Source organism: Rahnella sp. JUb53 (genome assembly GCF_004346065.1).
Lineage (GTDB): Bacteria > Pseudomonadota > Gammaproteobacteria > Enterobacterales > Enterobacteriaceae > Rahnella > Rahnella variigena.
On record NZ_SLYT01000007.1, the window covers coordinates 19,331 to 37,536 of the forward strand.

The window sequence follows — 18,206 nt, forward strand, 5'->3', positions numbered from 1 at the left end:
CGGGCGCTGTAAAAAGCGCCCGTTGTTTTATAAGAGGAGAGTTAATCTTTTTTAACTGGTTTACCGGACCAGTAACCGGCGAGCAAAGAACCCGACAGATTGTGCCAGACCGAGAACAACGCACCCGGCAGCGCGGCCAGCGGGGTGAAGTAAATTTTCCCCAGCGTCGCGGCTAAGCCTGAGTTCTGCATCCCGACTTCCATCGCCAGCGTGCGGCAGGTGGTTTCATCGAAGCCAAACAGTTTCCCGCCCCAGTAACCGCTCAGCAAGCCTATGCCGTTGTGCAGGATCACCGCCACAATCACGATAAGGCCGACGGAGCCAATAAAGCCCTGACTGCCCGCGACCACGGCGCTGATAATTGCCACGATGCAAATCATGGAGAAAAGCGGCAACAGCGGTTCGATGCGTTTCACGGTTTTCGTGAACAGATGATGAATAATCAGACCGGCTAAAATTGGGATCACCACGATCTGCAAAATACTCAGCAGCATGCCTTCCACATCCACCTTGATGTGCGTATCAACATACAAACGAGTCAGCAGAGGTGTAGCGAAAACGCCCACCAGCGTGGAGACAGCCGAAATGGTCACGGAAAGCGCAACGTCACCTTTGGCAAGATAAATCATCACGTTAGAAGCCGTTCCGCTGGCCACGCTGCCGACCAGGATCATGCCCGCCGATAAATCTGCAGGCATATGGAACAACTTCGCCAGCATCCATGCGGCCAGCGGCATCACCAGATAATGCAGGAACGTCGCCGCGGCAACCGGGCCGGGACGGGAAAGCACGCGTTTGAAATCACCGAATTCGAGGGTAACGCCCATCGCGAACATAATCAGCATCAGCAGTGTGGAAACGTGCGGGCCGATTGGGGTGAATGTGCCGGGCGAATAATAGGCCGCGACGGATAACAGCACGGCCCACAGCGGAAACAGGCGGGTTATTTTGGCTAACATTGAGGATGATCCTTGTCTTTGTTGTTATGCAAAAGTACAGACAAAAAAAAAGACCGGGCACATGGCCCGGTCTTCTCAGATACCGCGCCCGTCGTTATTCGAACAGGTTACGGTGTAGAGTTTTAACGACCTGATCGGCATCATTGCCCGGCACCAGGAAGCACAGGTTGTAACTGCTTGCGCCGTAGCAAATCATACGGATATTGAACGGATCCAGCACGCCGAACACTTCTTTGCCGACGCCACAGGCCTGCGACAGCTTGTTGCCGATGATGGCGACCAGCGCCAGATTTTCTTCCACTTCCACGCGGCACAGTGAGGATAATTCTGTCAGCAGCGAGGTGGTCAGCAGGCTGGCATCAGAAGAGGTCGAACCGGTGGTATCCAGCGTCAGCGCTACGCTGACTTCGGATGTGGTGATGAGATCCACGGAAATGCTGTGACGCGCCAGAATGCCAAACACTTCGGCGAGGAAACCGCGTGAATGCAACATGCTCAGGCTGTGCAGCGTGACCAGCGTTTGTCTGCGACGCAGGGCAATCGCGCGGAACAGCGGCGGGTTGTCAGTGGTATCACATACTAACGTGCCACCGCCCGACGGGTCTTTGCTCGACCCGACAAACACCGGGATCCCGCGACGTACTGCCGGCAGTAATGTGGCAGGATGCAGAACTTTCGCGCCAAATGTCGCCATTTCAGCGGCTTCTTCAAAGGCGATATGATCAATGCGTTTTGCCGCGGGCACCAGACGTGGATCGGTGGTGTAAATCCCCGGTACGTCGGTCCAGATATCGACACGGACGGCGCTCAGCGCTTCGCCCAGCAATGCAGCGGTGTAGTCACTGCCGCCACGGCCAAGTGTCGTGGTGCGGCCTTTGCCTTCAGAACCGATAAAGCCTTGTGTGATAACCAGCGCGTCCTGCAGTCGCGGTTGCAGTTGCTGAACGGTAAGTTCGCTCAGTATCTGCGTGTCCGGTTCAGCACGACCGAAACGATCGTTGGTGCGCATGATTTTACGCACGTCGAACCATTCCACCGGCACGTTGCGCTGGCGGATGATTTCTACAAATAACAGCGTGGACATCAGCTCGCCGTGGCTGACCAGTTCGTCGGTCAGTGCCGTTGATGTCGCGAGGCTGGCAGCTTCGGACAACATGGCGATGTTTTCCAGCATGCGGGTCAGCTCTTCGCGGATCACCGTCGGATTGTCCAGACGGTCAATAATGGCATTCTGGATACGGCGAATTTCATCAAGCAGGAACGCCCGGCGTTCGGCTTCTTTGCCTTCGGCCAGCTCGACTAATAAATTGGTGACGCCCGCAGAGGCGGAGAGAACAACCAGACGCACTTCAGGGCGCGACAGAACGATATCTGCACTGCGATTCATGGCGTCGAAATCCGCTACGCTGGTACCGCCGAATTTGGCGACGATAACGTTGCCCAGAGCCTGCGGGTTGGCGTTGCGGGTTGCTGCGTAATTCATGTAAAACCTCGTGTCAGGGTCGTCATACCAGACGGCCATCTATTCCATAAACTTTAAGAATTGGCACAAGGGGAGAGCGGGAAGGGGGCAGACGTAGAAATGCTACGATACACCCAGAAGCGCCCCACCTTGTCAACATCCTCTCGGATGCCCGGTGACAACCCAGGGGATTCAGCCCCTGTAGTCGATCATATGCCTGCCGCGGGCTTCAGACCTCGGCGTCGCTCCCCCTGATGTACCTTCGTAGGATTCGGCTCCTCCGATACACTTCCTGGGCGACGCGCCTCTTCTGGCTCACGCGACACGCGCGCGAGTTAGGTGCTTAGGAATAACGGGTTATGGCGCGTCTGTCAACGGTCTCGCGGCCCATGCGCCACATTTTGAACGATTCTCATCTAATATTGTTCTCTGTCATTGTGATTTAGCAGATCTGACCTATCGCAAGAAAAGGCATCTCTTCCCGGGAAGTTCAGGATACAATCGGGACAGTTACCTCATATTTATTCTCAGCCTAAGAGCATTGCTATGAAAAATATCAATCCAACTCAGACCGCTGCCTGGCAAGCCCTGCAGCAGCATTTCGACAAGATGAAAGATGTGCAGATTAGCCATCTGTTTGCTGAAGATGGTGATCGTTTCTCCAAATTCTCTGCCACGTTTGAAGACCAGATGCTGGTCGATTTCTCCAAAAACCGAATCACTGCAGAGACGCTGGAAAAACTGCAGGCGCTGGCGAAAGAGACCGACCTTCAGGGCGCCATCAAATCGATGTTCTCTGGCGAGAAGATCAACCGCACAGAAGACCGTGCCGTGCTGCACGTTGCCCTGCGTAACCGCAGCAACACGCCAATCGTCGTGGACGGCAAGGATGTGATGCCGGAAGTGAATGCGGTTCTGGCGAAAATCAAAGGCTTCACCGAACGCGTAATCGGCGGCGAGTGGAAAGGTTATACCGGTAAGGCCATCACTGACGTGGTGAACATCGGTATCGGCGGTTCAGACCTCGGTCCGTTCATGGTCACCGAAGCGCTGCGTCCGTACAAAAACCACCTGAATATGCATTTCGTCTCCAACGTGGATGGCACGCATATAGCCGAAACGCTGAAAGACTTGTCACCGGAAACCACGCTGTTCCTGGTCGCATCAAAAACCTTCACTACCCAGGAAACCATGACCAACGCCCACAGCGCGCGTGACTGGTTCCTGAAAACCGCGGGCGACAACAAACACGTGGCCAAACACTTCGCGGCGCTGTCCACCAACGGTAAAGCGGTGAGCGAGTTTGGTATCGACACCGACAACATGTTCGAATTCTGGGACTGGGTCGGCGGCCGTTACTCACTGTGGTCTGCAATCGGTCTGTCCATCGCCCTGTCTGTTGGTTTCGATAACTTCGAACAACTGCTGAGCGGTGCTCACGCGATGGATAATCACTTCGCCAATACCCCGGCGGAGAAAAACCTGCCAGTTCTGCTGGCGCTGATCGGTATCTGGTACAACGATTTCTACGGCACCGAAACCGAAGCGATTCTGCCATACGACCAGTACATGCACCGTTTTGCTGCTTACTTCCAGCAAGGCAACATGGAATCCAACGGTAAGTTCGTTGACCGTAACGGCAACCCGGTAGATTACCAGACGGGCCCGATCATCTGGGGCGAACCAGGCACCAACGGGCAGCACGCGTTCTATCAGCTGATCCACCAGGGAACCAAAATCATCCCTTGTGACTTCATCGCGCCGGCCATCAGCCATAACCCGCTGAGCGATCACCACGCGAAACTGCTGTCTAATTTCTTCGCCCAGACAGAAGCGCTGGCGTTCGGTAAATCTCTGGATGTCGTCGAGAAAGAATTCGCCGATCAGGGTAAAAAACCGGAAGACGTTAAACACGTTGCACCGTTCAAAGTGTTCGAAGGTAACCGTCCGACCAACTCTATCCTGCTGCGTGAAATCACGCCTTACAGCCTGGGTGCGTTGATCGCGATGTACGAGCATAAAATCTTTACTCAGGGCGTTATCCTGAATATCTACACCTTCGACCAATGGGGCGTAGAACTGGGCAAACAGCTGGCAAACCGTATCCTGCCAGAGCTGGAAGACGACAAAGATGTTACCGGTCACGACAGCTCGACTAACGGTTTGATTAACCGCTTTAAAAACTGGCGCTAATCCCTCGTCATCCTTCGCGCTGACCCGGCGTTGGCTGCTTTCACGAATCTCGGTCACATACTTGCGTATGCTCCCGGGAGTTCACTCAGTTGCCGCCTGGATGCAGCACGAATGATTTAGAGGGACGGGCCAAAATATTTCTAAATAAAAGGGTTAGCCTTCACCGGCTGACCCTTTTTTAATGCTCGTTTTCTGGTGCGGACTCTGTGGTATTCTGCGGGTATTCATAACAAAAGTGGGATGTAGATCACATGGCAGGATCAAAACGCGCAATGATGATATCCGTCATTATGCAGCGAATCTTGAACGTTTTCTTATTGGGACTGGCCGCGATCCTGATGATTTTTATCGGGCGCGAAACATATCATCTGGCGATGGTGTTGTTCGTGAATAACGACCAGTCTTCGTCGTATTTACTGATAGAGGGGATTGTCATTTACTTCCTCTATTTCGAGTTTATTGCACTGATTATCAAATACTTTTCCTCGGGCTATCACTTCCCGTTGCGCTATTTTATTTACATCGGTATCACCGCGATTATCCGTCTGATTATCGTCGACCATAAAAGTCCTTATGACACGCTGGTTTACGCCTGTGCGATCCTCGTGCTGGTCGTGACGCTGTTCCTGGCTAACGGCGAACGTTTGCGCCGCGAATAAAACAGGCCATTACTGACCCGCATTCATGCGCTAGAATGCGGGGCAGATAATTCATTGGAGGTATGAATACCTTCATTACGGAGCCGTTGATGTCTGATTCCCATTCCCCCGAACAATCCCCGATCCACTGGTTTGACGATCCCTCGCAGGTGCCTGCAGATGTCGCCGACTGGCTGATGGAAATGGGATCCATGACCCGCCGGTTTGAAAAGCAGGGTGTTACCGTCACCGTGAAGCCGCAAAACGAATGTTTTGTCAGCCGCGAGGAACTGGGTGAAAGCGAAGCACAGCAGTTGCCGGAAAGTGCCCGTTACTGGATCCGCGAAATTGTGCTGTTTGGCGATGCCGAACCCTGGCTGTTGGGCCGCACGGTCATTCCTGAAGAAACGCTGACCGGGCCAGACCTGGCGCTGGTCGATTTAGGTACGGTGCCGCTCGGACGCTATCTGTTTAGCGGCAACAACCTGACCCGTGATTACATTCATTTAGGGCAATTGCAGAGTGAACAGGGTGATTTATGGGCGCGTCGTTCCCGCCTGCGGCTTTCAGACAAACCGCTGCTGCTGACGGAAATTTTCCTGCCGGACTCGCCGGTGCATCGCCCCGAGGGTAAAGTGAGCAAGGCATGAGCCAGACTAATCAACAAGGAGAACAGAGAGTGTCAGGAAGTATGACTCAGGGCACATGGCGTGATTACTGCCGCCTGATGCGTATTGATAAACCTATCGGCTCGCTGTTGCTGCTGTGGCCAACATTATGGGCATTGTGGGTGGCCGGTGGCGGAATGCCATCTGCTAAGATTTTGCTGGTGTTCGTGCTGGGCGTTTTCTTTATGCGTGCAGCCGGTTGCGTGGTGAACGACTACGCAGACCGTAAATTTGACGGTCATGTAAAACGGACCGCGAACCGTCCGCTGCCAAGCGGTTCGATCACCGGTAAGCAGGCGAAAATGCTTTTTGTCGGGCTGGTGCTGGTGTCCTTTCTGCTGGTTCTCCTGCTCAACCGCATGACCATTTTGCTGTCTCTGGCCGGGCTGGCGCTGGCATGGATTTATCCGTTTATGAAGCGGATCAGCCATCTGCCGCAGGTCGTTTTGGGCGCGGCGTTTGGCTGGGCAATTCCGATGGCGTACGCGGCGGTAAGCGAAAGCGTACCGCTCAGCTGCTGGCTGATGTTTGCCGCCAATATCTGCTGGACGGTGGCTTACGATACGCAATATGCCATGGTGGATCGCGATGATGATTTGAAAATCGGCGTGAAGTCGACAGCGATTTTGTTTGGTCGTTTTGACACGCTGATTATCGGCCTGCTGCAACTTGCCACACTGGTTCTGATGGGATTTGTGGGACATCTTTCACAACTTGGCGCGCCGTTCTACTGGTCGCTGCTGCTGGCCGCTGCGCTGTTTATGCATCAGCAAAAGCTGATCGCTAAACGAGAACGCGATGCCTGTTTCCTGGCTTTCCGTCAGAACAACTATGTCGGACTGGTGCTGTTCCTCGGCATTCTGATGAGCTTATCAGCGTTCAGTTTCTAAGATTTCCAGACCTTAGACGGCATCCATAAAAAACGCCCGGACTCTGTAAAAAGTCCGGGCGTTTTGTTTTACCAGCCAGCAGGCGTGCGCTAATACCGGTTAATGATCGGTATCGCGCACATCCATTTTCGGCTCAGCCGGTGGCTCTGTCGGTTGCGGCAGCTCAGATGGCATTCCCGCACTCTCGATCGTCAGCTTGATATCCGGCGTCATCAGATCACTGAGCATGATGTAAATCTCACGCGTTTGTTCCTGAATCGCATCACCGGTGTCACTGATATAACCCTCAGCGCGCAGTGTGCCGACCAGCGTTGAGAACACCGCTTTGTCGAAGAATTCAGGTGCATTGATACCGTGTAATACGGACAAACGCTGCGCCATAATCCGGCTCTCTTTCTCCAGCGCACCGCGGTTGATGCTCGGATTATTGGTGAGCAGCGAGAAAGTAATGGCATAGCGTTGCAGCGTTTCACGCACACCTGCGGCCAGCAGTTGCAGGGTACGGATACGTGCCGGGTTCAGCGTCAGTTCATCGTCTTCCAGATGAATGATTTGCTGACGTGCCAGTTCCAGCGTCAGAACATCCAGCACCTGCGGCAGCTCTGACTTATCGAAATGCATAAACAGTTCTGCTTTGAGCATCGGGTAAATCAGTTCCACCTGACGCAGTAATTCTGCGCGGGTGACCTGACGGTGATGCATCACGATGCTTGAAATCAGCGACGGCAACACCAGCATATGGTGGATATTGTTGCGGTAATACGTCATCAGAACAGCCTGCTCGCGCGGCAGAACGATGATGTCACCGATGTTGTCTTTCTCGACCTGGAACTTGTTCATGTTCAGCGCGTGATCGAGCAGCTGATCGGCGGTCAGATCAGGCACCGTCGAATCCGCGTTATACGGCACGTTACGAAGCAATTGCAAATAGCAGTCGATTTGTTCGGTCAGCTGTTCACGGGTCAGCGAGCGCTGACGGGATGCCAGCAGCGCGGTACAACACAGGTTCATGGCGTTAGCCGCGGCTGAGTTGTTAATACGCACCATAATCTGCTCTGCCAGATCCTGCACCGTTGGCGTCAGCCAGCTCGGACGCTGCGCTTCGATTGGGTCGATCGCTTCACGCCAGGTAGGTACGTTCTGGTTCAGGTAAGTAGTCAGATGCAGTGGCTCGCCGAAATTCACATAACCCTGACCGAGGTTGCGCAGCTTGCGCAGCCCGTTCAGCATCTGCGTCAGGCTTTCTTTCTCTTTGGTCGCACCGCGTAATTCTTTGGCGTACGTGCCCACTTCCATCACGTGCTCATAACCGATGTAAATCGGCACTAACGTAATCGGACGTGAACCGCCGCGCAGCATGGCCTGAATGGTCATCGCCAGCGTACCGGTTTTCGGTTCCAGCAGACGTCCGGTTCGTGAACGGCCACCTTCCACAAAGTATTCGACCGAATAACCGCGGCTGAACAACTCGCCCAGATATTCGCGGAAAACAGTGGAATAAAGCTTGTTGCCCTTAAAGGTACGACGGATGAAGAACGCACCCAGACGACGGAAAATCGGGCCAGCCGGCCAGAAATTCAGGTTGATACCGGCAGCGATATGCGGCGGCACCAGCCCCTGGTGATAGAGCACGTAAGACAGCAGCAGGTAATCCATATGGCTGCGGTGGCAGGGCACATACACAATTTCCTGACCATCAAGCGCCAGCTGACGGACACGTTCAGCATTGTTGACGTTGATGCCTTTATACAAGCGGTTCCACGTCCAGCTCAGCACGCGGTCTGACAGACGCACGGCCTCATAAGAGAAGTTCGCCGCGATTTCTTCCATCAGCGCGATAGCATTCTGCTGGGCTTTTTCGTGGGAAATTTTCTTGCTGCGGGCTTCGTCTTCGATCGCTTTTTCGATGGCTTTGGAAGCCAGCAATTTATTGAATAAATCCTGACGAGCCGGAAGACGCGGGCCGACCGCTGCCAGACGCTGGCGGGAGAAATGCATACGCGCCACGCGTGCCAGTTTCTGAGCGATGGTTTTGTCGGTGCCGTGCTCTGTCGCCATATAGCGCAGGGAAACGGTATTGGAGAAACGGACAAAACTGTCACGTCCGAGCCACAGCACGGCAAAGAATTTCTGGATGCCATTCAGTACGCGCAGATGCGGCGTATCATCCTGACCTTCACGGCCCGGCGCACGGCCAAACATCACGGAAACCGGCAGCATTTGAATGTCTAAATCCGGATTGTTGCGGTGCAAATCCAGATAGTCGTGGAACAGCTTTACGGATTCCTGCTTCGGCGTGTAATACGAGAACACGCGCGGGCCTTCAGCAATGAAAACATGGCTTGGCAGCAGCGTTCCGTCGATTTCCAGCGGAATAAGGGGATCGGGCAGATTCTCTGCCAGACATTGCGCACGCAACGTCAGCAAGTCTGCTTTGGAGTTGTAAGGCAATACGTACAAAATCGGGCGCGTCGGGTCCAAATGCAACTCGGTAACCGGATCTGAAGGTATGACCTTGCTCTTTACCAGCAATGAGAGTGGTAAATTCAATAATGTGTAATAAAGTCTACGCCAACCTGACATAAAAACGTGAAGCCTCTTGTTAGCCATTTCGCCGCAAGGATACCAGAAAGATCCGTGGAGATCTGTGGTCATATAAAAGCTAAAATACGGCACACTTTTAAGGACAACCCTTCAAGGATCAGTACCCGAAATGGCGAACCAAGTCACTGGATTTACCCGAATTTATAAAGCGGCCGGATATTCCTGGAAAGGATTGAAAGCCGCATGGCAGAACGAAGCGGCTTTTCGCCAGGAAGCCAGCGTGGCTATCCCGTTAATTTTGTTATCTTTCTGGCTCGATGTCAGCACGGTTGAACGCATTTTGCTTGTAAGCTCCGTGATGCTGGTCTGCGTCACCGAGTTGCTCAACAGTGCGGTGGAATGCGCGATTGACCGTATCGGCCCTGAGTTTCACGTGCTCTCAGGGCGGGCAAAAGATATCGGTTCTGCTGCCGTACTTCTGACCATCATATTGGCGATTTTTGTCTGGGTCAGTATCTTTTGGCCGCGATGGTTCTGATCTGGAATCTGTATTCCAGGAATCACCGTTATGCCCTGTTTTTATTCAATCTTAGGTTTTCATTGACCGTTTAGCTGTATATACTCACAGCAAGACTGTATAAACAACCAGGGGGCGGAATGAAAGCTTTAACGACCAGACAACAAGAGGTCTACGACCTTATTCGCGATCATATCTCCACCACCGGTATGCCACCGACTCGCGCAGAGATTGCATCGCGTCTGGGTTTCCGTTCTCCCAATGCGGCGGAAGAACACCTGAAAGCGCTGGCACGTAAAGGCGTTATCGAGATTGTCTCCGGTGCATCTCGTGGTATCCGTCTGCTGATGGAAGAAGAAGAAGGTTTACCGCTGATCGGCCGCGTTGCCGCCGGTGAGCCGCTGCTGGCACAGCAACATATCGAAGGGCATTATCAGGTTGATCCGGCGATGTTCAAGCCGAGCGCCGATTTCCTGCTGCGCGTCAGCGGGATGTCGATGCGTGACATTGGTATCCTCGACGGCGATTTGCTGGCCGTGCATAAAACGCAGGACGTGCGTAACGGCCAGGTTGTCGTGGCGCGTATCGATGATGAAGTCACCGTGAAACGCCTGAAAAAGCAGGGCAGCGTGGTGCAGTTATTGCCTGAGAACAGCGAATTCCAGCCGATCGTGGTGGATTTACGCGAACAGAATTTCAGCATTGAAGGGCTAGCCGTAGGCGTCATCCGTAACGGCAACTGGATCTGACCTTCGTACTTCGAGCTGCAGACGCGTTGGCTGCGTGCGTTTACCCGAATCACTGACTCATGTCAGCTCATCGGGATTCTCTTACTTGCCGCCTTCCTGCAACTCGAATTACTCGGTCAGAAATTGCTGAGTCAGAAATTGCTGTGTCAGATAGAGAAGACTAAAACTAATTGAATATGGATGGCGGCCGCCTCTGGCATCCATGTGAATTCAAAGAGAAATGCGTTTCTCTCATCATCGCCCCTTTCGGGGCGATGTCATTTTAGGCATAACCTGAACCTCCGGCATGAGATTCTCTATGCAACATCATTCCCTGCGACAATCATTCAAAAATACCTTTCTAAGCCCCGCGGATAAAGCACTCTGGACCCTGGCGTTACCGATGATTTTTTCCAATATCACGGTGCCTCTTCTTGGTCTGGTCGATACCGCAGTGATCGGTCATCTCGACAGTGCCGATTATCTCGGTGGTGTGGCGGTTGGTTCGATGGTCACGACTTTCCTCTTCATGATGCTGCTGTTTCTGCGCATGAGCACCACCGGCATGACCGCACAGGCGCTGGGCGCAAAAGACAATCAGTTGCTGGCACGTGCTTTTGTGCAGCCCTTTTTGCTGGCGGTGCTGGCCGGTGTCGTCATTCTGTTATTTCGCCATCCGCTGATGGAGCTGGCGTTTCATGTCGTGGGTGGCAGTCAGTCGGTGCTGGAACAGGCGAGGCTGTTTATCGAAATCCGCTGGTACAGTGCGCCTGCTTCTCTGGCGAATCTGGTGATCCTCGGCTGGTTGCTGGGGATCCAGTATATTCGCGGGCCGGTGATTTTGCTGATCGCGGGAAATCTGCTGAATATTATCCTGGATATCTGGCTGGTAATGGGGCTGGGGCTGAACGTACGTGGTGCGGCGATGGCAACTGCCAGTGCAGAGTATTTCACGTTGTTCATCGGGCTGTATTTTGTCTGGCGTGTCATGAAACGACGCGGTATCACCGGTTCAGAAATCACCAGTGCGTGGCGCGGTAATTTGCGCCGTCTTCTCGGACTTAACCGCGACATCATGCTGCGCTCATTGCTGTTGCAGCTATGCTTTGCCTCACTGACCATCCTGGGTGCGCGGCTGGGCAGCCACATTGTGGCGGTCAACGCTGTTCTGATGAACCTGCTGACCTTTACCGCATTTGCACTCGACGGCTTTGCGTATGCCATTGAAGCCCATTCCGGTGAGGCATTCGGTGCGCGCAATCGCGAAAAACTGCTCAACGTGTGGCATGCCGCGTGCCGTCAGGCCGGACTGGTGGCGCTGGCTTTTGCGCTAATTTATGCCGTAGCCGGCGGGGCGATTATAAATGCGCTCACCTCACTCCCCGAATTGCGTGAACTGGCGGATCATTACCTCGGCTGGCAAATTGTATTGCCGCTGGTGGCGGTCTGGTGTTATCTGCTCGATGGGATGTTTATCGGTGCCACACGCGGGCGGGATATGCGTAACAGCATGGTGGTTGCAGCGCTCGGATACGGGCTGACGCTTCTGACCTTACCAGTGCTGGGAAACCATGCGTTATGGCTGGCGCTGACCGTCTTCCTCGGCTTGCGCGGGATTGCACTGGGCTGGATATGGCGTCGTTACTGGCAGCGCGATACCTGGTTTTCTTCTCCCGGACACTGAATTGGCAGTGTTTTATCAAAGAGATAAATGTTCTTTTGCCGTTATTTCCTGCTTTGGAATAATCCTAATAATGGTTTTTATCCCTGTTCGGGGAGGATTAATCCAGATTCTCTACTAACCTTAGAAGTGTTAAGGACGAGCTGCAGGAACAAAACGCAGCTCCATAAACCCAAGGTAACAGGAGATATTTTATGAATAAGGACCAAGCCGACGGTAACTGGAAACAGTTCAAAGGGAAAGTGAAAGAAAAATGGGGCAAACTGACCGATGACGACCTGACAGTGGTTGAAGGTAAACGTGATCAGTTGGTTGGTAAGATTCAGGAGCGTTACGGCTATCAGAAAGATCAGGCCGAGAAAGAGCTCAAGGAATGGGAAACCAGCAACAAATATCACTGGTAATACGCGACTCCCCCTCGCGTGTCAGTGACGTATCCTGAGATTTAGCTGCTCCTACCCGGAACGCTTCAGGATACGGGTACACGGATGTACCCAACTTTATGTCTTCACTTCTTGGCTTTTGCACATACTTGCTTCAGTAAATCCCCGCACAAACACCAAAATCCCTTAGCGTTTTTTCACCACAATACTGTGGTCATGATCGCAGTGCTCATGGCTGTCACAGGTTTCCACGACCTTACATTCCCCGCATAAACCGTGGGCTTCCACGACAGAATGGCGAAGCTCAAAGCCGGATTCCGTTGCCAGTTTCGCCAGACGTTCTTCAATACCGTCAGTGGTTTTTTCCGTCACCAGCCCGCAGCGGTCGCAGATGAACAGCGCAGACGTGTGGCTCGGCTCTTCAAAATGATGGCAAAGCACGTAGCTGTTAGCCGATTCAACCCGGTGGATAAAGCCTTGTTCAAGCAGAAAATCCAGCGCGCGGTAAACGGTTGGCGGTTTTGCTTGTGGCTCGCTGACACGCAGCAGATCCAGCAAATCATAGGCGCTGATGGCACCGGGTTGTTGCGCCATCAGGCGCAGTACTTCCAGCCGCTGCGGCGTAAGACGAACATTGCGCTGCTGGCAAAGTTCTTCAGCTTGCGAAAGTAATTTTTCCGGATTATTCAGGGTCATAGCAACGTTCTCTGAGCGCAGATTGGGATCGACAGGCCACAACATGCGACCATTGTTGATTTTATCATGCTTAGGCTAAAACGACGAATTATGCGCCATTCATTAAGATGTATTGCGGCGACGTTATTTCTCTGCACGATGGCGCAGGATGCCGAATCTTTGTTCTGTGGTATAATCACCGATTAACTTCTCTCTGGCGTTGCGTCAGAGAGAGCGCCACGAACCCCTTCAGCGAATGTCAGGCCGATGTCAGAAACTCAACACGCAATGCCCCAGACCACTCCGTTTTCCGCTCAGCGTTTTTCCGTTGCGCCGATGCTCGACTGGACCGATCGCCACTGTCGCCATTTTCACCGGCTGATGACCGGCCAGACGTTGTTGTACACCGAAATGGTGACTACCGGTGCCATTATTCATGGTAAAGGGGATTATCTCGGGTTTGGCGACGCTGAACATCCGGTGTCATTGCAGCTTGGCGGTAGCAATCCTGCCGATCTGGCACATTGCGCTAAACTGGCAGAAGAACGCGGTTATGACGAAATTAACCTCAACGTCGGTTGCCCGTCGGATCGCGTGCAGAACGGCATGTTTGGTGCCTGTCTGATGGGGCAGGCGTCGCTGGTAGCGGACTGTATCAAAGCCATGCGCGATGTGGTTTCAATTCCGGTGACGGTCAAAACCCGTATCGGTATTGACGATCAGGACAGCTACGAATTTTTGTGCGATTTCATCCGTCAGGTGTCTGAAAACGGCGGCTGCGATACCTTTATTATCCATGCGCGTAAAGCCTGGCTTTCCGGTCTCAGCCCGAAAGAAAACCGTGAAATCCCGCCGCTCGATTACCCGCGTGTGTATCAGCTTAAGCGTGATTTCCCGCAGCTGACGATGGCGATTAACGGCGGCATTAAAACGCTCGAAGAAGCCAAAACGCATCTGCAATTTATGGATGGCGTGATGGTCGGTCGCGAGGCTTACCAGAATCCGGGCATGTTGCTGAACGTCGATCGCGAGCTGTTTGGCTCCGACGCGCCGCTGAAAACCGGGCCGGATATTATCCGCGCGCTGTATCCGTATATCGACGCGGAACTGAGTAAAGGCACCTATCTGGGCCACATTACCCGCCATATTCTTGGTCTGTTCCAGGGCGTGCCGGGCGCACGTCAGTTCCGTCGTCACCTGAGTGAGAACGCTCATAAAGCCGGCGCGGGCATTGATGTGGTTGAACAGGCATTGCAGATGGTCGCCCAGCAACAGGAAATGGCGGCACAGGCCTGAAAACCAGGTGAGGAAAATCACTATCTGTTAGTCAAATTTACTATCTTTTCGCAGGCCATTCGTGCCTGCGAAATATTTTCTTCTTGTAATTCAATCCATTATTTAACCCGTCACACTGGCACGTTTCTTGTAATAGCTAACGTGTGTTCTGACATCACGTCTTATTGCACATGGCTTATTAAGGAGCACCCGATGCTGGAAATTCTCTTCGTGCTTGGTTTTTTCTTTATGCTGATGCTGACCGGCATTTCGCTGCTGGGCATGATCGCTGCGCTGATCGTCGCATTCGCGGTAATGATGTTGGGTGGCTTTCTGGCGATTGTTATAAAAATGTTGCCTTGGCTGATTTTGGCCGTGGTTGCCGTGTGGATTTACCGGGCATTTATTAAACCGGATCAGCCAAAATATCGCCGCCGCCGTTTACCGTAATTTTTACTGTCGATAAGTAGTTTCTGTAACTGCATGAAATACTGGTGATTAGTGGTGGTCTTTTGAGCACAAAAAAATGTAACCGTTGCAGCGATAACTTTTGCTTATGTGCTAGCGATCACAAGCTGGGTCAGAATGTGCGGTCGAAATGCATAAATCATATTTTTTAACATGGGTGACTGTTAGGATGGAATTCATTGGCAGCCGTCAGGCTGTAAACCGAATTCATCAAGTCCGCTGAGGCACACAATAGTCGCTTAAGTGACATCGCCCTGCGGATTTACCCGGCAGTACCCTACAGCAGTACCCGTCTGAAATCAGAGGTCGTCTGAGTCAGACAGTAAGAAAGGCTTCCATATTCTGGAAGCCTTTTTTGCATTGGCTTAGGGAACTGTTATGGGATCAGTAAACTTGAGCCTTGCGTTACGCGGCTTTCCAGCGTTTCGTGCGCGCGTCTGGCTTCAGAGAGCGGGAATTTCTGCGCGTCGCTGACGTCCACTTTTATCGCGCCGCTGGCAATCAGCGAAAATAGCTCGCTGCTTGCGTGTGCCAGTTCTTCGCGGTTGGTCACGTAGCCATTCAGGGAAGGGCGCGTCACGAACAGCGAACCTTTCTGATTGAGGATCGCCAGATCCACGCCTTTCACCGGGCCGGAAGCATTGCCGAAACTGACCAGCAAACCACGGCGTTTCAGGCTGTTCAGCGATTTCTCGAAGGTGTCTTTACCGACAGAATCGTACACCACACCGACTTTTTCGCCGCCAGTCAGCTCCGCCACGCGGGACGCGATATCTTCTTTCTGATAATTAATCGTCGCCCACGCACCGGCCTGTTTCGCGCGTTCGGCTTTTTCGTCCGAACCCACAGTTCCGATCAGTTTAACGCCCAGCGCTTTCGCCCACTGGCAGGCAATCAGACCGACGCCACCGGCCGCAGCATGGAAAAGAATGGTTTCGCCGGCCTGCACTTCGTGGGTCTGGCGCAGTAAATAGTAAACCGTTAGCCCTTTAAGGAAGGACGCCGCCGCCTGTTCAAAACTGATGGCATCCGGCAGCAGGGCAATTTTTTCCTGCGGCACGTTATGGAATTCACTGTAAGCCCCGAGCGCCGATTGCGCGTAGACCACGCGGTCGCCCGGCTTAATACCGGTCACGTCGCTGCCGACTTTACTGACAATCCCTGCCGCTTCAGTCCCTAAACCGGCCGGAAAACTGGCGGGCGCATACAGACCGCTGCGCACGTAAGTGTCGATATAGTTGATACCGATGGCCTTATTCTCAACCTGAACTTCGCCAGCCTGCGGATCTTGTGGCTGATAATCAACGTATTGCAGAACGTCTGGAGTGCCTGTCTCAGAAAACTGGATGCGCTTTGCCATGTTTATCCCTCGTGATGGAGTCTGATTTCAACCCTAGGCTAAATGTCCGGGACAATCCAGATTTTCGGCACTAAGGGTTAATACCCTTTTGAAATGGTTTATACTGTCGCGCGAGTCTGGCTCTGATTTTTGGAAACCGGACGCTCATAAAACAGGCGCTTAGAGCAGGAACTATTCCACAGATGGCAGCAAAAAAACCGACCAATCAACAGAACGAAAACCGCGATCGCCAGATGGAAGGATTGAAACTTCCGCCGCATTCGCTGGAAGCTGAACAATCCGTTCTGGGCGGGCTGATGCTGGATAACGAACGCTGGGATAACGTCGCCGAGCGTGTGGTCAGCAATGACTTCTTCAGCCGCCCGCATCGCCTGATTTTCACCGAAATGCAGCGTTTGCTGGAGATGAGCAAACCGATCGACCTGATTACGCTTTCTGAATCCCTGGAACAGAAAGGCGAACTGGATTCCGTCGGCGGTTTCGCCTATCTGGCAGAGCTCTCGAAAAACACCCCAAGTGCGGCGAATATCGGCGCTTATGCCGACATCGTGCGTGAACGCGCAGTCGTTCGCGAAATGATTTCCGTCGCCAATGAAATTGCCGATGCGGGTTATGATCCGCAGGGGCGCAGCAGCGAAGACCTGCTGGACTTAGCCGAATCCCGCGTATTCCAGATTGCCGAATCCCGCGCCAGTAAAGACGAAGGCCCGAAAAGCATCGACCGTATTCTGGAAAGCACCGTTTCGCGTATCGAAGAACTGTTCCAGCGCCCGCACGACGGCGTAACCGGTGTGTCCACCGGCTATGCGGATCTCGATAAGAAAACCGCCGGTTTGCAAAAATCGGATCTGATCATCGTGGCGGCACGTCCGTCGATGGGTAAAACCACGTTTGCGATGAACCTCGCCGAAAATGCGGCGATGATGCAGGATAAACCGGTCTTAATCTTCAGTCTTGAGATGCCCGGCGACCAGATCATGATGCGTATGCTGGCGTCGCTTTCCCGCGTCGATCAGACCAAAATCCGTACCGGTCAGCTTGATGACGAAGACTGGGCGCGAATTTCCAGCACCATGGGGATCCTGCTCGAAAAACGTAACATGTATATCGATGACTCGTCCGGCCTGACGCCAACGGAAGTCCGTTCGCGCGCGCGCCGTATCTTCCGTGAACACGGCGGTCTGAGCCTGATCATGATTGACTATCTCCAGCTGATGCGCGTTCCGTCGCTGTCCGATAACCGTACGCTGGAAATCGCCGAAATCTCCCGCTCGCTTAAAGCGCTGGCGAAAGAATTGCAGGTGCCGGTGGTGGCGCTGTCGCAGCTTAACCGAAGCCTGGAGCAACGTGCCGATAAACGCCCGGTCAACTCCGACTTACGTGAATCAGGTTCCATCGAGCAGGACGCCGACTTAATCATGTTCATCTATCGTGACGAGGTTTATCACGATAACAGTGAAGAAAAAGGCATCGCGCAAATCATCCTCGGTAAACAACGTAACGGTCCGATCGGTACCGTCCGCCTGACCTTTAACGGTCAGTGGTCGCGATTTGATAATTACGGCGGCCCGCAATACGACGAAGACTAGTGCGGAGCTAGCTTACTTGCCATTTTGAACCCGGGCAGTGCTCACTTTTTTTGGAAAGATTGGCTCACGTACTTTGTGTACGCTCCGGTTTTTCCGCGCTGGCCGTGTCCAAACTGGCCGCGACGCTGACGCCCCTAAGCATTAGCGGTTAGGTTAACACTCTCAATTTCATGCAA

At 53.1% G+C, this 18,206-nt stretch carries 16 protein-coding genes and 1 riboswitch; of the genes, 11 read left to right on the plus strand and 5 right to left on the minus strand.

The annotated features are described in order from the left end of the window. Window positions 1–41: 41 nt before the first annotated feature. Together panS and lysC are read right to left on the minus strand one after the other, a co-directional pair. Window positions 42–959, minus strand: a complete 918-nt coding sequence (panS, locus tag EC840_RS16600; protein WP_132966231.1) for a ketopantoate/pantoate/pantothenate transporter PanS — start codon at window positions 957–959, stop codon at window positions 42–44. 94 nt (window positions 960–1,053) lie between these two features. Then, window positions 1,054–2,442, minus strand: coding sequence for a lysine-sensitive aspartokinase 3 (gene lysC, locus EC840_RS16605; RefSeq protein WP_132966234.1), 1,389 nt, complete (start codon window positions 2,440–2,442; stop codon window positions 1,054–1,056). 109 nt (window positions 2,443–2,551) lie between these two features. Then, window positions 2,552–2,739: riboswitch (Lysine riboswitch) on the minus strand. Window positions 2,740–2,967: 228 nt separating this feature from the next. Here lysC and pgi point away from each other — a divergent pair. The 4 genes from pgi to ubiA all read left to right on the plus strand — a co-directional run bounded on the left by pgi (window position 2,968) and on the right by ubiA (window position 6,810). Further along, entirely contained in the window at window positions 2,968–4,614 is a 1,647-nt protein-coding gene (gene pgi, locus EC840_RS16610; protein ID WP_113876669.1) for a glucose-6-phosphate isomerase, read from the plus strand. A gap of 251 nt (window positions 4,615–4,865) precedes the next feature. After that, a complete protein-coding gene (gene psiE, locus EC840_RS16615) occupies window positions 4,866–5,273 on the plus strand; it encodes a phosphate-starvation-inducible protein PsiE (RefSeq protein ID WP_095924316.1) in 408 nt (135 codons plus the stop codon). Between the two features lie 89 nt (window positions 5,274–5,362). Further along, on the plus strand, window positions 5,363–5,902 hold the full coding sequence (gene ubiC / locus EC840_RS16620; RefSeq protein ID WP_120163848.1) for a chorismate lyase: 540 nt from the start codon (window positions 5,363–5,365) through the stop codon (window positions 5,900–5,902). A gap of 41 nt (window positions 5,903–5,943) precedes the next feature. Then, window positions 5,944–6,810, plus strand: a complete 867-nt coding sequence (gene ubiA, locus EC840_RS16625) for a 4-hydroxybenzoate octaprenyltransferase (protein ID WP_207914770.1) — start codon at window positions 5,944–5,946, stop codon at window positions 6,808–6,810. Between the two features lie 99 nt (window positions 6,811–6,909). Here ubiA and plsB read toward each other — a convergent pair whose 3' ends face one another. Beyond that, on the minus strand, window positions 6,910–9,393 hold the full coding sequence (plsB, locus tag EC840_RS16630) for a glycerol-3-phosphate 1-O-acyltransferase PlsB (protein ID WP_120163847.1): 2,484 nt from the start codon (window positions 9,391–9,393) through the stop codon (window positions 6,910–6,912). Between the two features lie 130 nt (window positions 9,394–9,523). Here plsB and EC840_RS16635 point away from each other — a divergent pair, with 130 nt between their 5' ends. The 4 genes from EC840_RS16635 (at window position 9,524) to EC840_RS16650 (ending at window position 12,684) form a co-directional block, all read left to right on the plus strand. Further along, on the plus strand, window positions 9,524–9,892 hold the full coding sequence (locus EC840_RS16635) for a diacylglycerol kinase (RefSeq protein ID WP_112287079.1): 369 nt from the start codon (window positions 9,524–9,526) through the stop codon (window positions 9,890–9,892). A 119-nt stretch (window positions 9,893–10,011) separates the two neighbouring features. Further along, window positions 10,012–10,620, plus strand: coding sequence for a transcriptional repressor LexA (gene lexA / locus EC840_RS16640; protein ID WP_095924321.1), 609 nt, complete (start codon window positions 10,012–10,014; stop codon window positions 10,618–10,620). 298 nt (window positions 10,621–10,918) lie between these two features. Then, window positions 10,919–12,283 carry an MATE family efflux transporter DinF gene (gene dinF, locus EC840_RS16645; RefSeq protein WP_132966238.1) on the plus strand — a complete coding sequence of 455 codons (1,365 nt, stop codon included), beginning with the start codon at window positions 10,919–10,921 and terminating at the stop codon, window positions 12,281–12,283. Window positions 12,284–12,474: 191 nt separating this feature from the next. Beyond that, window positions 12,475–12,684, plus strand: coding sequence for a CsbD family protein (locus tag EC840_RS16650; RefSeq protein WP_112287077.1), 210 nt, complete (start codon window positions 12,475–12,477; stop codon window positions 12,682–12,684). A gap of 165 nt (window positions 12,685–12,849) precedes the next feature. Here the strand turns inward: EC840_RS16650 and zur are convergent, their stop codons facing one another. After that, a complete protein-coding gene (gene zur / locus EC840_RS16655; RefSeq protein WP_112287076.1) occupies window positions 12,850–13,359 on the minus strand; it encodes a zinc uptake transcriptional repressor Zur in 510 nt (169 codons plus the stop codon). A gap of 267 nt (window positions 13,360–13,626) precedes the next feature. On the opposite strand from zur, the gene dusA reads away from it, so the two are divergent. Further along, the gene (dusA, locus tag EC840_RS16660) at window positions 13,627–14,634 is read left to right on the plus strand and encodes a tRNA dihydrouridine(20/20a) synthase DusA (protein ID WP_132966240.1); all 1,008 of its coding nucleotides are present in this window, start codon (window positions 13,627–13,629) and stop codon (window positions 14,632–14,634) included. Window positions 14,635–14,826: 192 nt separating this feature from the next. Next, window positions 14,827–15,063 carry an envelope stress response protein PspG gene (pspG, locus tag EC840_RS16665; RefSeq protein WP_112287074.1) on the plus strand — a complete coding sequence of 79 codons (237 nt, stop codon included), beginning with the start codon at window positions 14,827–14,829 and terminating at the stop codon, window positions 15,061–15,063. 394 nt (window positions 15,064–15,457) lie between these two features. Here the strand turns inward: pspG and EC840_RS16670 are convergent, their stop codons facing one another. Beyond that, window positions 15,458–16,441 carry a quinone oxidoreductase gene (locus EC840_RS16670; RefSeq protein WP_129638039.1) on the minus strand — a complete coding sequence of 328 codons (984 nt, stop codon included), beginning with the start codon at window positions 16,439–16,441 and terminating at the stop codon, window positions 15,458–15,460. A gap of 182 nt (window positions 16,442–16,623) precedes the next feature. Here EC840_RS16670 and dnaB point away from each other — a divergent pair, with 182 nt between their 5' ends. Next, window positions 16,624–18,030 carry a replicative DNA helicase gene (gene dnaB / locus EC840_RS16675; RefSeq protein ID WP_113876676.1) on the plus strand — a complete coding sequence of 469 codons (1,407 nt, stop codon included), beginning with the start codon at window positions 16,624–16,626 and terminating at the stop codon, window positions 18,028–18,030. Window positions 18,031–18,206 lie beyond the last annotated feature (176 nt).